Origin of the sequence: Klebsiella sp. JN_Kp127 (assembly GCF_040062505.1) — a bacterium.
In the GTDB taxonomy this organism is placed as follows: domain Bacteria; phylum Pseudomonadota; class Gammaproteobacteria; order Enterobacterales; family Enterobacteriaceae; genus Klebsiella; species Klebsiella quasipneumoniae.
This window is the reverse complement of sequence record NZ_JBEAHS010000036.1, coordinates 1-12,259: the sequence shown is the minus strand read 5'-3', so window position 1 is coordinate 12,259 and position 12,259 is coordinate 1. Positions and strand designations below refer to the sequence as shown.

General features: G+C 55.7%; 15 protein-coding genes. 13 read left to right on the top strand and 2 right to left on the bottom strand.

Annotated elements, in window-relative coordinates; translation table 11 throughout:
- Positions 1-159: 159 nt before the first annotated feature.
- The gene (locus ABLV04_RS13055) at positions 160-2,064 is read right to left on the bottom strand and encodes an ABC transporter ATP-binding protein (RefSeq protein WP_023291178.1); all 1,905 of its coding nucleotides are present in this window, start codon (positions 2,062-2,064) and stop codon (positions 160-162) included.
- Positions 2,065-2,237: 173 nt separating this feature from the next.
- Between ABLV04_RS13055 and kefG the strand changes: the two genes are divergently transcribed.
- From kefG to slyD, 4 genes are all read left to right on the top strand, one after another.
- Entirely contained in the window at positions 2,238-2,801 is a 564-nt protein-coding gene (gene kefG / locus ABLV04_RS13050) for a glutathione-regulated potassium-efflux system ancillary protein KefG (RefSeq protein WP_004202208.1), read from the top strand.
- Complete coding sequence (kefB, locus tag ABLV04_RS13045) at positions 2,788-4,593, top strand: glutathione-regulated potassium-efflux system protein KefB (RefSeq protein WP_348815791.1); 1,806 nt, start codon at positions 2,788-2,790, stop codon at positions 4,591-4,593. Before kefG ends, kefB begins: the two co-directional genes overlap by 14 nt.
- A gap of 11 nt (positions 4,594-4,604) precedes the next feature.
- Positions 4,605-4,805, top strand: coding sequence for a YheV family putative zinc ribbon protein (locus tag ABLV04_RS13040; protein WP_002920143.1), 201 nt, complete (start codon positions 4,605-4,607; stop codon positions 4,803-4,805).
- A 93-nt stretch (positions 4,806-4,898) separates the two neighbouring features.
- On the top strand, positions 4,899-5,492 hold the full coding sequence (gene slyD, locus ABLV04_RS13035) for a peptidylprolyl isomerase (protein WP_004202213.1): 594 nt from the start codon (positions 4,899-4,901) through the stop codon (positions 5,490-5,492).
- Positions 5,493-5,550: 58 nt separating this feature from the next.
- On the opposite strand, the gene ABLV04_RS13030 is transcribed toward slyD, so the two are convergent.
- Positions 5,551-5,769, bottom strand: a complete 219-nt coding sequence (locus ABLV04_RS13030) for a protein SlyX (protein WP_002920136.1) — start codon at positions 5,767-5,769, stop codon at positions 5,551-5,553.
- 222 nt (positions 5,770-5,991) lie between these two features.
- Between ABLV04_RS13030 and fkpA the strand changes: the two genes are divergently transcribed.
- The 9 genes from fkpA to ABLV04_RS12985 form a co-directional block, all read left to right on the top strand.
- A complete protein-coding gene (gene fkpA, locus ABLV04_RS13025) occupies positions 5,992-6,822 on the top strand; it encodes an FKBP-type peptidyl-prolyl cis-trans isomerase (RefSeq protein WP_004202215.1) in 831 nt (276 codons plus the stop codon).
- Between the two features lie 168 nt (positions 6,823-6,990).
- Complete coding sequence (locus ABLV04_RS13020) at positions 6,991-7,713, top strand: transcriptional regulator (protein WP_002920130.1); 723 nt, start codon at positions 6,991-6,993, stop codon at positions 7,711-7,713.
- Positions 7,713-8,099 (top strand): sulfurtransferase complex subunit TusD, encoded by a 387-nt coding sequence (gene tusD / locus ABLV04_RS13015; protein WP_002920128.1) that lies wholly within the window; start codon positions 7,713-7,715, stop codon positions 8,097-8,099. The genes ABLV04_RS13020 and tusD overlap by 1 nt, the downstream gene beginning before the upstream one ends.
- Positions 8,099-8,458 carry a sulfurtransferase complex subunit TusC gene (tusC, locus tag ABLV04_RS13010; RefSeq protein ID WP_032454214.1) on the top strand — a complete coding sequence of 120 codons (360 nt, stop codon included), beginning with the start codon at positions 8,099-8,101 and terminating at the stop codon, positions 8,456-8,458. The genes tusD and tusC overlap by 1 nt, the downstream gene beginning before the upstream one ends.
- 7 nt (positions 8,459-8,465) lie before the next feature.
- Entirely contained in the window at positions 8,466-8,753 is a 288-nt protein-coding gene (gene tusB / locus ABLV04_RS13005; protein WP_004202221.1) for a sulfurtransferase complex subunit TusB, read from the top strand.
- 124 nt (positions 8,754-8,877) lie between these two features.
- Positions 8,878-9,252, top strand: coding sequence for a 30S ribosomal protein S12 (rpsL, locus tag ABLV04_RS13000; protein WP_002920115.1), 375 nt, complete (start codon positions 8,878-8,880; stop codon positions 9,250-9,252).
- Positions 9,253-9,348: 96 nt separating this feature from the next.
- Positions 9,349-9,819 (top strand): 30S ribosomal protein S7, encoded by a 471-nt coding sequence (gene rpsG, locus ABLV04_RS12995; protein ID WP_002920113.1) that lies wholly within the window; start codon positions 9,349-9,351, stop codon positions 9,817-9,819.
- Positions 9,820-9,915: 96 nt separating this feature from the next.
- Positions 9,916-12,030 carry an elongation factor G gene (gene fusA, locus ABLV04_RS12990; RefSeq protein ID WP_023291175.1) on the top strand — a complete coding sequence of 705 codons (2,115 nt, stop codon included), beginning with the start codon at positions 9,916-9,918 and terminating at the stop codon, positions 12,028-12,030.
- 69 nt (positions 12,031-12,099) lie between these two features.
- A partial coding sequence (locus ABLV04_RS12985; RefSeq protein ID WP_227507214.1) for a GTP-binding protein occupies positions 12,100-12,259 on the top strand: 160 nt, incomplete at its 3' end.

Genomic DNA, 12,259 nt, shown 5'->3' with positions numbered 1-12,259 from the left:
ACCGCGCAGGGCGCGCGGGAGTTAGCCAATATGTGGTCTTGTGGCCAATGACGCCCGGTGACACCGAAAACAAACCATTGATGTCATTGATGGCCTGAGCATGGGAATGGCAGAAACCCATTCTGCCCGCGCCGTCGCAGGCAGAATGATGAGGCGGCGTTAGCCTTCCTGAAGCATGCGCTCCAGCTGCTCTTGAGCCTCCAGCCAGGCCATTTCGCACTCTTCCAGCCCGGATTTCGCGCTGGCCTGCTGCTGCAGGCATTCAGTCAGTTCCGCTTTCCGCGAGGCGTCGTAGAGTTCGCTGTCGCCAAGTTTCTCTTCCGCACTGGCCAGCTGCGCGTTGAGCTTGTCCATCTCTTTCTCCAGACGGGCGATCTCTTTGCGCAGCGGTTGGGTCTGGCTGCGCAGCTCCGCTTCCCGACGCTTCTGGTCTTTGCGCGCTTGCGCGCTGTTGCCGCTCTCTTTTGGCGCGTCGCCGCTCTGGGACTCCTGTTTTTGCGAGTCGCTGAGCCACTGCTGATAATCGTCCAGATCGCCGTCGAACGGTTCGACTTTGCCATCGTGGACAAGGTACAGATCGTCGGTGGTGGAGCGGATCAGGTGGCGATCGTGCGATACGACCACCAGCGCCCCTTCAAAGTCGATCAGCGCTTCGGTTAAGGCCTGACGCATATCGAGGTCGAGATGGTTGGTCGGTTCGTCGAGCAGCAGCAGGTTAGGGCGCTGCCAGACGATCAGGGCCAGCACCAGACGCGCCTTTTCTCCACCGGAGAAGCGGCGGGTCTCTTCGCTGACCTTATCCCCCTGGAAACCAAAGCCGCCAAGATAATCGCGCAGCTTCTGCTCCAGCTCCTGCGGCGCCAGGCGCGCCAGGTGCTGCAGCGGCGACTCATCGGCGCGCAGGAACTCCAGCTGATGCTGGGCGAAGTAGCCGAGCTTGATGCCTTTGGCGAGGCCGATCTCGCCGCTCACGGGCTGGAGTTCGCCAGCCAGCAGCTTAATCAGCGTCGATTTCCCTGCGCCGTTGCGGCCCAGCAGGCCGATACGCGACCCCGGCACCAGATTGAGCTTAATGGAGTCGAGGATAATACGCTCGCCATAGCCGGCGCTGACTTTCTCCATCTTCAGCAGCGGGTTTGGCAGGCTCTCCGGCTGGCGGAAGCTGAAGTGGAACGGGTTATCCACGTGCGCCGGGGCGATGAGTTCCATCCGCTCCAGCATTTTAATACGGCTCTGCGCCTGCTTGGCTTTGGTGGCTTTGGCGCGGAAGCGATCGATATAGCTTTGCAGATGCGCGACACGCTGCTGCTGGCTTTCGTACATCGCCTGCTGCTGAGCGAGCCGGGTGGCGCGCTGCACTTCAAACGAGCTGTAGTTGCCGGTGTACTCAAACATCGTCTGCTGTTCGATATGGATAATTTTGTCGACGATAGGATCGAGGAAATCGCGATCGTGGGAGATCAGGATCAGCGTCCCCGTGTAGCCCTTCAGCCACTTCTCCAGCCAGATCACCGCATCAAGGTCGAGGTGGTTAGTCGGTTCATCGAGCAGCAGCAGATCGGAGCGGCAGATCAGCGCTTGCGCGAGGTTAAGACGCATACGCCAGCCGCCGGAAAAATCGCTGACCGGCCGCTCGAGCTGTTCATTGCTGAAACCCAGGCCGTGCAGCAGGCTGGCGGCGCGGGAGCGGATGGTCCAGGCGTCGATGGCGTCCAGCTTGCCGTGGACGGTGGCGATGGCATGGCCGTCGTTGCGCTCGTTAGCCTGCTGGAGCGCGGCTTCCAGCTGGCGATATTCGCGATCGCCGTCAATGACATAATCGATTGCCGGCTGCGGCAGGGCCGGGGTTTCCTGATTTACCCAGGCCAGCTGCCAGTTGCCGGGAAAGGTCATACTGCCGCCGTCAGCGCTTATCTCGTTTTTCAAAAGCGATAGCAGCGTCGATTTCCCGCAGCCGTTTTTCCCCACCAGACCGACCTTCTGGCCAGGGTTGATGGTAGCGGTGGCGTTGTCCAGCAGGACGCGTACGCCGCGACGAATTTGTAACGAGGAGAAAACAATCATAAGGCGCCGTATGTTCAGACTATGTTAATTTGTCATTATGATAATGTAGTGTGGAAGCGAATCGCTTCACCGGGCCGCCATGGTAGCCCAAAACGAAGACGATACACAAAGTCATTCTGGCTGTGTCAAAACGCCAGGGCTGTGCAGGCCGCCAGAAGACCTACGGGAGGGGAATGATGTCTCAGACAGCGAAAGTGTTGCTGCTGTATGCCCACCCAGAATCTCAGGATTCCGTGGCCAACCGGGTTTTATTACAACCGGCCTTACAGTTGCCAAACGTCACCGTGCACGATCTCTACGCGCACTATCCGGATTTTTTTATCGATATTGCTCACGAACAGGACCTGCTGCGCCAGCATGAGGTGATCGTTTTCCAGCATCCTTTATATACCTGGAGCTGTCCGGCGCTGCTCAAGGAGTGGTTGGATCGTGTCTTAAGCCGCGGCTTCGCCAGCGGCGCCGGAGGGAACGAACTGGCGGGAAAGTACTGGCGCAGCGTGATCACCACCGGCGAACCTGAGAGCGCCTACCGTCGCGATGCGAATCGCTATCCAATGAACGATATTTTACGTCCTTTTGAACTGACCGCCGGCATGTGCCGTATGCACTGGATGAGCCCCATTATCGTCTACTGGGCCCGGCGGCAACAGCCAGAGGAGCTACGCAGCCGCGCCCTGGCCTATCGGGACTGGCTGGCCAACCCCCTTGCCGCCGGAGGTGTCCATGGCGGGATTTGATTTGCTGCTGGCGGGGGTGCTGTTTTTGTTCGCGGCCGTTATCGCCGTCCCTCTGGCTTCAAGACTGGGGATTGGCGCGGTGCTGGGCTATCTGCTGGCCGGGATCGCCATAGGTCCGTGGGGGCTCGGGTTTATCAGCGATGTGGATGAAATTCTCCATTTCTCTGAACTCGGCGTGGTGTTTCTGATGTTTATCATCGGCCTGGAGCTCAATCCCGCCAAGCTATGGCGGCTGCGAAGCCCCATCTTCGGCGTTGGCGCGGCGCAGGTGATGCTCAGCGCGGCGATCCTCGGCGGTCTGTTGATGACGACAGGATTTTCATGGCAGGCGGCGGTGGTCGGCGGGATCGGCCTGGCGATGTCCTCTACCGCGATGGCACTGCAGCTGATGCGCGAGAAGGGAATGAGCCGCAGCGAATCAGGGCAGTTAGGCTTTTCGGTCCTGCTGTTTCAGGATCTGGCGGTGATCCCGGCGCTGGCGCTGGTGCCTCTGCTGGCGGGTTCCGCGGATGAGCATGTGAACTGGCTAACGGTCGGCATGAAGGTCCTGGCGTTTGCCGGGATGCTGATTGGCGGACGCTATTTGCTGCGGCCGGTGTTCCGCTTTATCGCCAGCTCCGGGGTCAGGGAAGTGTTCACTGCCGCCACGCTGCTGTTGGTCCTTGGATCCGCCCTGTTTATGGAGGCGCTGGGGCTGTCGATGGCGCTGGGTACTTTTATCGCCGGCGTGCTGCTGGCGGAAAGTGAGTATCGCCATGAACTGGAGATCGCCATCGATCCGTTCAAGGGGCTGCTGCTTGGGTTGTTCTTTATCTCGGTCGGTATGGCGCTGAACCTTGGCGTGCTGTACACCCATCTGCTGTGGGTGGCGGTGAGCGTGGCGGTGCTGGTGGCGGTAAAAATGCTGGTGCTCTACCTGCTGGCCCGTCTCTATGGCCTGCGGAGTTCCGAGCGTATGCAGTTTGCGGGCGTATTAAGCCAGGGCGGCGAGTTCGCGTTTGTCCTCTTTTCGCTGCCCGCTTCTCAGCGGTTGTTCCAGCACGACCAGATGGCGCTGCTGCTGGTGGCCGTCACCTTGTCGATGATGACCACGCCGCTGCTGATGAAAGGGATCGATAAGATACTGTCGCGACGCCTGAATCCAGCAGAGGATACCGATGAGGCGCCGTGGGTAGAGGACGATAAACCGCAGGTGATTATTGTTGGCTTTGGCCGTTTCGGCCAGGTCATCGGTCGCCTGCTGATGGCCAATAAGATGCGTATTACGGTGCTGGAGCGAGACATCAGCGCGGTGAATCTGATGCGCAACTATGGCTATAAAGTCTATTTTGGCGACGCCACCCAGCTGGAACTGCTGCGCTCGGCGGGGGCGGAGGAGGCGCAGTCGATCGTCATTACCTGTAATGAGCCGGAAGACACCATGCGGCTGGTGGAGATGTGTCAACAACACTTTCCACATCTGCACATCCTGGCGCGCGCTCGCGGGCGCGTCGAGGCGCATGAGCTTCTGCAGGCCGGCGTGACGCAGTTTTCCCGTGAGACTTTCTCCAGCGCGCTGGAGCTGGGGCGTAAAGCGCTCATCACCCTGGGGATGCATCCTCACCAGGCTCAGCGCGCGCAGCTGCACTTCCGACGCCTCGATATGCGAATGCTGCGTGAGTTAATGCCGGTGCATACTGATACGGTACAGATATCACGCGTGCGGGAAGCCCGGCGCGAACTGGAAGAGATTTTTCAGCGCGAAATGCAGAAAGAGAGCCGGCAGCTGGACGGCTGGGACGAGTTTGAATAAAGGTAAATCATATGGCAGTACGTAAACGTTTTATTGCCGGGGCGAAATGTCCGGCGTGCCAGGCGCAGGATTCACTGGCGATGTGGCGTGAAAATAATGTCGATGTTGTTGAATGCGTTAAGTGCGGTCATCAGATGCGTGAGGCGGATAAAGAGGCCCGTGAGCATGTACGCAAAGAGGAGCAGGTGATTGGCATTTTTCATCCCGACTAGCGTTATCCGTCGGCTTTTTTTAAGCTAAAGGGTACACGGCAGCAGAATTCCGCTACAATCTGCGCCACTATTCTTCCCATCTCAGGAGATATCATGAAAGTAGCAAAAGACCTGGTGGTCAGCCTGGCCTATCAGGTACGTACAGAAGACGGTGTGTTGGTTGATGAGTCTCCGGTAAGCGCGCCGCTGGATTACCTGCACGGTCACGGCTCCCTGATTTCCGGCCTGGAAAACGCGCTGGATGGCCACGAAGTGGGCGACAAATTTGACGTAGCCGTTGGCGCTAACGACGCTTACGGTCAGTATGACGAAAACCTGGTGCAGCGTGTACCGAAAGACGTCTTCATGGGCGTTGATGAACTGCAGGTTGGCATGCGCTTCCTGGCGGAAACCGATCAGGGTCCGGTACCAGTAGAGATTACTGAAGTTGAAGACGACCACGTTGTGGTTGATGGCAACCACATGCTGGCAGGCCAGAACCTGAAGTTCAATGTGGAAGTTGTCGCCATCCGCGAAGCGACCGCTGAAGAACTGGAGCACGGTCACGTGCACGGCGCGCATGGTCATGATCACGACCACGATCATGGTCACGATGGCTGCTGCGGCGGTCACGGTCACGACCACGATCATGGCCACGACCATGGTAAAGGCGGTTGCGGCGGCCACGGTGGCTGCGGTTGCCACTAATCTTCGCGCTTCGGCACGAAGACAACAAAAAAGCGGGGAGACCCGCTTTTTTTACGCCTCAATAATGCGGCGGCGGCGTCTCTTCGGCCTGGGAGGCGATATGGGAGGGTTGGGTCGCCTTCAGCTTCTCGATCATCAGACGCATATGCTCGCGCATCTTTGCCATCTCAATCTCGTGGGCGGTTACGGTTTTATTGAGGTCTTCGATGGTGATTTCCTGAAACGCCAGCCGGCTTTCCAGCTCCGCAAGGCGCGTTTCTAATGTGCTATCGTGCATGGGTAACCTCTTTAGTCTGATCCTGCGGGCGGATTCTACTTAAGTTTCCCCCGGCGCGCAGCATCGCTGCGTCCTACAGGAAACTTATTCATACAAAAATAGTCCTAAAAGAGGCGATATTCAGGAACGTCCGTATGTAGATTTTAACGGCGACGTTCTATAGTACGTTTTTTGCTTTTTACGATAACCCTGGGGTGAGAGGCCCCGGCCCTGGAGAAATGGATGAAATCACTGTTTAAAGTAACGCTGCTGGCGACCACAATGGCCGTCGCCCTGAATGCACCGCTGACCTTTGCTGCAGATACCGCGGCGAAAGCAGCCCCGGCGGCTGAGAGTAAATCGGCATTTAAAAATGACGATCAGAAATCGGCCTATGCGCTGGGCGCGTCCCTGGGGCGTTACATGGAAAACTCCCTGAAAGAACAAGAAAAACTCGGCATTAAGCTGGATAAAGCCCAGCTGATCGCCGGCGTACAGGACGCGTTTGCCGATAAGAGCAAACTGTCCGACCAGGAGATCGAACAGACTCTGCAGGCCTTTGAAACGCGCGTGAAGACCGCGGCTCAGCAGAAAATGGAAAAAGACGCCACTGAGAACGAAACCAAAGGTAAAGCTTTCCGTGACAGCTTTGCCAAAGAGAAGGGCGTGAAAACGTCGAAAACTGGCCTGCTGTATAAAGTCGAGAAAGAAGGCACTGGCGATGCGCCGAAAGACAGCGACACCGTGGTGGTTAACTACAAAGGTACGCTGATCGACGGCAAAGAGTTTGATAACTCTTATACCCGCGGCGAGCCGCTCTCTTTCCGTCTCGACGGGGTGATCCCGGGCTGGACTGAAGGCCTGAAGAACATCAAGAAAGGCGGCAAAATCAAGCTGGTCATTCCGCCAGATCTGGCCTACGGCAAAACCGGCGTCCCGGGCATCCCGGCCAACTCTACGCTGGTCTTTGATGTAGAGCTGCTGGATATCAAACCGGCGCCGAAGGCAGATGCTCAGCCGGAAGCCGCTGGCGATGCGAAAGCCGCGGACGCGAAAGCTGACGCTAAGAAGTAATCGGGTTCAGGCCGCCGTCTCGTCAGAGGCGGCGGCTTTTTTATTGAGCGCAGATATAATTAAAACTGGAAAGATCCTCAGGCGCTGTATTACTTTAGATAGCTTAATAATGATGATGAGCCTGCCCTGACAATAACGACAGGCTCCTGAAAAGGAGTGCTTTTTTTCATGTCCAGGTCGCTTTTAACCAACGAAACCAGCGAGCTTGACCTGCTGGATCAACGTCCCTTTGACCAGACCGATTTCGATATTCTTAAATCTTATGAAGCGGTGGTGGACGGGTTGGCGATGCTCATCGGTTCGCACTGTGAAATCGTGCTGCATTCTTTGCAGGATCTGAAATGCTCTGCCATCCGTATCGCCAATGGTGAACATACCGGCCGCCAAATCGGTTCACCGATTACCGATCTTGCGCTGCGCATGCTGCACGATATGACGGGCGCCGATAGCAGCGTTTCCAAATGCTACTTTACCCGCGCCAAAAGCGGCGTCCTGATGAAGTCGGTGACGATTGCCATCCGCAACCGCGATCACCGGGTGATTGGTCTGCTGTGCATCAATATGAATCTGGATGTGCCGTTTTCCCAGATCATGAGCACCTTTATTCCGCCAGAAACGCCCGAGGTTAACTCGCCGGTGAACTTTGCTTCCTCGGTTGACGATCTGGTCGCCCAGACTCTGGAATTTACCATCGAAGAGGTGAATGCCGATCGCAGCGTGTCCAACAATGCTAAAAACCGTCAAATCGTGCTGAATCTCTACGAGAAAGGGATCTTCGATATTAAAGACGCCATTAACCAGGTGGCCGATCGTCTGAACATCTCCAAGCACACCGTCTACCTCTATATTCGCCAGTTCAAAAGCGGCGATTTCCAGGGGCTGGATAAGTAATGCGTTTTGCCCTCACGGTGACCGGCCCTGCCTATGGCACGCAGCAGGCGAGCAGCGCCTGGCAATTTGCGCAGGCCGTGCTGCAGGAAGGCCATGAGCTGGCGTGCGTTTTTTTCTATCGCGAAGGCGTGCTTAACGCTAACCAGCTGACGGCGCCCGCCAGCGATGAGTTCGATCTGGTGCGCGGGTGGCAATCCCTCCACGATGAGCACGGCGTCGCGCTGCATATCTGCGTGGCGGCCGCCCTGCGTCGTGGCGTAACGGACGAGCGCGAAGCGCAACAGCTCGCTCTGCCTGGCCATAATCTGCAGCCGGGTTTTACGTTGAGCGGACTTGGCGCGCTGGCGGAAGCGGCGCTTACTTGCGATCGGATGGTACAGTTTTGATGAAACGTGTGGCTTTCGTTTTTTCCTCCGCGCCGCACGGCAGCGCCGCCGGCAGGGAAGGCCTCGACGCCTTATTAGCCACCTCCGCCCTCACCGACGAGATTGGCGTATTTTTCGTGGGCGACGGCGTGTTTCAGCTGTTGCCCGCCCAGCGGCCTGGCGCTGTGCTGGCCCGCGATTACATCGCCACTTTTAAACTGCTGTCGCTATATGATATCGACCAGTGCTGGCTGTGCGCCGAGTCGGCGCGAGAGCGCGGCCTGGACCCCGCGACACCGTGGGTGGTGGATGTCGAATGCCTGGCGCCGGATGCCCTGCGCGCCCGTCTGCATGAATTTGATGTGATTTTGCGTTTCTGAGGCCCCCATGCTCCATACGCTCAGTGTTTCTCCCTGGCATGCCGATATCGCAGCAATGCTTCGCTTGATGGAGCAGGGTGACGATCTGTTACTGCTGTCTGATGGCGTCGCGGCGGCTATCGCCGGCGGTCGCTTCCTTGAGATCCTGCAATCCGCCCCCATAACCCTTTACGTGCTGCAAGACGACGTTGACGCCCGCGGGCTAACTGGTCAAATTGCGGACAGTGTCGGCAGGGTTAGCTATACTGATTTCGTCAGACTCACAGTCAAACATGCCGGTCAGTTGGCCTGGTGATGGCGGGATCGTTGTATATTTCTTGACACCTTTTCGGCACCGCCCTAAAATTCTGCGTCCTCATAATATATGAGGCGATTTATTACGTGTTTACGAAGCAAAAGCTAAAACCAGGAGCTATTTAATGGCAACAATTAACCAGCTGGTACGCAAACCACGCGCGCGCAAAGTTGCAAAGAGCAACGTGCCAGCGCTGGAAGCCTGCCCGCAGAAACGTGGCGTATGTACTCGCGTATATACCACCACTCCTAAGAAACCGAACTCCGCACTGCGTAAAGTTTGCCGTGTGCGTCTGACTAACGGTTTCGAAGTCACCTCCTACATCGGTGGTGAAGGTCACAACCTGCAGGAGCACTCCGTGATCCTGATCCGTGGCGGTCGTGTTAAAGACCTTCCGGGTGTTCGTTACCACACCGTTCGTGGTGCGCTTGACTGCTCCGGCGTTAAAGACCGTAAGCAGGCTCGCTCCAAGTACGGCGTGAAGCGTCCTAAGGCTTAATGGTTCTCCGTTAAGTAAGGCCAAACTGATTTATCTTAATGTCATACTAAACTCTTAGAGTTTTGGACAATCCTGAATTAACAACGGAGTATTTCCATGCCACGTCGTCGCGTCATTGGTCAGCGTAAAATTCTGCCGGATCCGAAGTTCGGATCAGAACTGCTGGCTAAATTTGTCAATATCCTGATGGTAGATGGTAAAAAATCTACTGCAGAAACTATCGTATACAGCGCGCTGGAGACCCTGGCTCAGCGTTCTGGTAAATCTGAACTGGAAGCCTTCGAAGTTGCGCTCGAAAACGTGCGCCCGACTGTCGAAGTTAAGTCCCGCCGCGTAGGTGGTTCTACTTATCAGGTTCCAGTTGAAGTTCGTCCGGTCCGTCGTAATGCCCTGGCAATGCGTTGGATCGTTGAAGCTGCTCGTAAACGCGGTGATAAATCCATGGCTCTGCGCCTGGCGAACGAACTCACTGATGCTGCAGACAACAAAGGTACTGCAGTTAAGAAACGTGAAGACGTTCACCGTATGGCCGAAGCCAACAAGGCGTTCGCTCACTACCGTTGGTAATCCCTTCGGAGTCATAGTCACCAGGCGGGCGCTTCAGATGAGTCGCCCGCTCTGGATAACTTAACTGAACGCCTAAAGAAATAAACGAGGAATCAAATGGCTCGTACAACACCCATCGCACGCTACCGTAACATCGGTATCAGTGCGCACATCGACGCCGGTAAAACCACTACTACCGAACGTATTCTGTTCTACACCGGTGTAAACCACAAAATCGGTGAAGTTCATGACGGCGCCGCTACCATGGACTGGATGGAGCAGGAGCAGGAACGTGGTATCACCATCACTTCCGCTGCGACTACTGCATTCTGGTCTGGTATGGCTAAGCAGTATGAACCGCACCGTGTAAACATCATCGACACCCCGGGGCACGTTGACTTCACTATCGAAGTAGAACGTTCCATGCGTGTTCTTGATGGTGCGGTAATGGTTTACTGCGCAGTTGGTGGTGTTCAGCCGCAGTCTGAAACCGTATGGCGTCAGGCAAACAAATATAAAGTTCCGCGCATCGCGTTCGTTAACAAAATGGACCGCATGGGCGCTAACTTCCTGAAAGTTGTTGGTCAGATCAAAACCCGTCTGGGCGCGAACCCGGTTCCGCTGCAGCTGGCAATTGGTGCTGAAGAAGGTTTCACCGGCGTTGTTGACCTGGTGAAAATGAAAGCCATCAACTGGAACGATGCAGACCAGGGCGTAACCTTCGAATACGAAGATATCCCGGCTGACATGCAGGATCTGGCTGACGAATGGCACCAGAACCTGATCGAGTCCGCAGCTGAAGCTTCTGAAGAGCTGATGGAAAAATACCTGGGTGGTGAAGAACTGACTGAAGAAGAGATCAAAAAAGCTCTGCGTCAGCGCGTTCTGAACAACGAAATCATCCTGGTAACCTGTGGTTCTGCGTTCAAGAACAAAGGTGTTCAGGCGATGCTGGATGCGGTAATTGACTACCTGCCATCCCCTGTTGACGTTCCGGCGATCAACGGCATCCTGGACGACGGTAAAGATACTCCGGCTGAGCGTCACGCAAGCGACGACGAGCCGTTCTCTGCACTGGCGTTCAAAATCGCTACTGACCCGTTCGTGGGCAACCTGACCTTCTTCCGCGTGTACTCCGGTGTGGTTAACTCTGGTGATACCGTACTGAACTCCGTGAAAGCTGCACGTGAGCGTTTCGGTCGTATCGTACAGATGCACGCTAACAAACGTGAAGAGATCAAAGAAGTTCGCGCGGGCGACATCGCTGCTGCAATCGGTCTGAAAGACGTAACTACTGGTGACACCCTGTGTAACCCGGATGCGCCGATCATTCTGGAGCGTATGGAATTCCCTGAGCCGGTAATCTCCATCGCCGTTGAGCCGAAAACCAAAGCTGACCAGGAAAAAATGGGTCTGGCTCTGGGTCGTCTGGCTAAAGAAGACCCGTCTTTCCGCGTATGGACTGACGAAGAGTCTAACCAGACCATTATCGCCGGTATGGGTGAGCTGCACCTCGACATCATCGTTGACCGTATGAAGCGTGAATTCAACGTTGAAGCGAACGTCGGTAAACCTCAGGTTGCTTACCGTGAAGCAATTCGCGCGAAAGTTACCGATATCGAAGGTAAACACGCCAAGCAGTCTGGTGGTCGTGGTCAGTACGGTCACGTTGTGATCGACATGTACCCGCTGGAGCCGGGCTCTAACCCGAAAGGTTACGAGTTCATCAACGACATCAAAGGTGGTGTAATTCCTGGCGAATACATCCCGGCCGTTGATAAAGGCATCCAGGAACAGCTGAAAGCTGGTCCGCTGGCAGGTTACCCGGTAGTTGATATGGGTATCCGTCTGCACTTCGGTTCTTACCACGACGTTGACTCCTCTGAGCTGGCGTTTAAACTGGCTGCGTCTATTGCCTTTAAAGAAGGCTTTAAGAAAGCAAAACCAGTTCTGCTTGAGCCGATCATGAAGGTTGAAGTAGAAACTCCGGAAGAGAACACTGGTGACGTTATCGGTGACTTGAGCCGTCGTCGCGGTATGCTGCGCGGTCAGGAATCCGAAGTAACCGGCGTTAAGATCCACGCTGAAGTACCGCTGTCCGAAATGTTCGGTTATGCAACTCAGCTGCGTTCTCTGACCAAAGGTCGTGCATCATACACCATGGAATTCCTGAAGTATGATGATGCGCCGAACAACGTTGCTCAGGCCGTTATTGAAGCCCGTGGTAAATAATCCACAGGATTAAAACCTAAGTCCCGTGCTCTCTCCGAAGGGGAGAGCACTATAGTAAGGAATATAGCCGTGTCTAAAGAAAAATTTGAACGTACAAAACCGCACGTCAACGTTGGTACTATCGGCCACGTTGACCATGGTAAAACTACCCTGACTGCTGCCATCACTACCGTTCTGGCTAAAACCTACGGTGGTTCCGCTCGCGCATTCGACCAGATCGATAACGCGC

What these genes read in the sequence shown, in the direction of transcription:
- ABLV04_RS13055 (WP_023291178.1), bottom strand. Translation starts at nt 2,064, where the DNA reads ATGATTGTTTTCTCCTCGTTACAAATTCGTCGCGGCGTACGCGTCCTG.
- kefG (WP_004202208.1), top strand. Translation starts at nt 2,238, where the DNA reads ATGATGTCTCAGACAGCGAAAGTGTTGCTGCTGTATGCCCACCCAGAA.
- kefB (WP_348815791.1), top strand. Translation starts at nt 2,788, where the DNA reads ATGGCGGGATTTGATTTGCTGCTGGCGGGGGTGCTGTTTTTGTTCGCG.
- ABLV04_RS13040 (WP_002920143.1), top strand. Translation starts at nt 4,605, where the DNA reads ATGGCAGTACGTAAACGTTTTATTGCCGGGGCGAAATGTCCGGCGTGC.
- slyD (WP_004202213.1), top strand. Translation starts at nt 4,899, where the DNA reads ATGAAAGTAGCAAAAGACCTGGTGGTCAGCCTGGCCTATCAGGTACGT.
- ABLV04_RS13030 (WP_002920136.1), bottom strand. Translation starts at nt 5,769, where the DNA reads ATGCACGATAGCACATTAGAAACGCGCCTTGCGGAGCTGGAAAGCCGG.
- fkpA (WP_004202215.1), top strand. Translation starts at nt 5,992, where the DNA reads ATGAAATCACTGTTTAAAGTAACGCTGCTGGCGACCACAATGGCCGTC.
- ABLV04_RS13020 (WP_002920130.1), top strand. Translation starts at nt 6,991, where the DNA reads ATGTCCAGGTCGCTTTTAACCAACGAAACCAGCGAGCTTGACCTGCTG.
- tusD (WP_002920128.1), top strand. Translation starts at nt 7,713, where the DNA reads ATGCGTTTTGCCCTCACGGTGACCGGCCCTGCCTATGGCACGCAGCAG.
- tusC (WP_032454214.1), top strand. Translation starts at nt 8,099, where the DNA reads ATGAAACGTGTGGCTTTCGTTTTTTCCTCCGCGCCGCACGGCAGCGCC.
- tusB (WP_004202221.1), top strand. Translation starts at nt 8,466, where the DNA reads ATGCTCCATACGCTCAGTGTTTCTCCCTGGCATGCCGATATCGCAGCA.
- rpsL (WP_002920115.1), top strand. Translation starts at nt 8,878, where the DNA reads ATGGCAACAATTAACCAGCTGGTACGCAAACCACGCGCGCGCAAAGTT.
- rpsG (WP_002920113.1), top strand. Translation starts at nt 9,349, where the DNA reads ATGCCACGTCGTCGCGTCATTGGTCAGCGTAAAATTCTGCCGGATCCG.
- fusA (WP_023291175.1), top strand. Translation starts at nt 9,916, where the DNA reads ATGGCTCGTACAACACCCATCGCACGCTACCGTAACATCGGTATCAGT.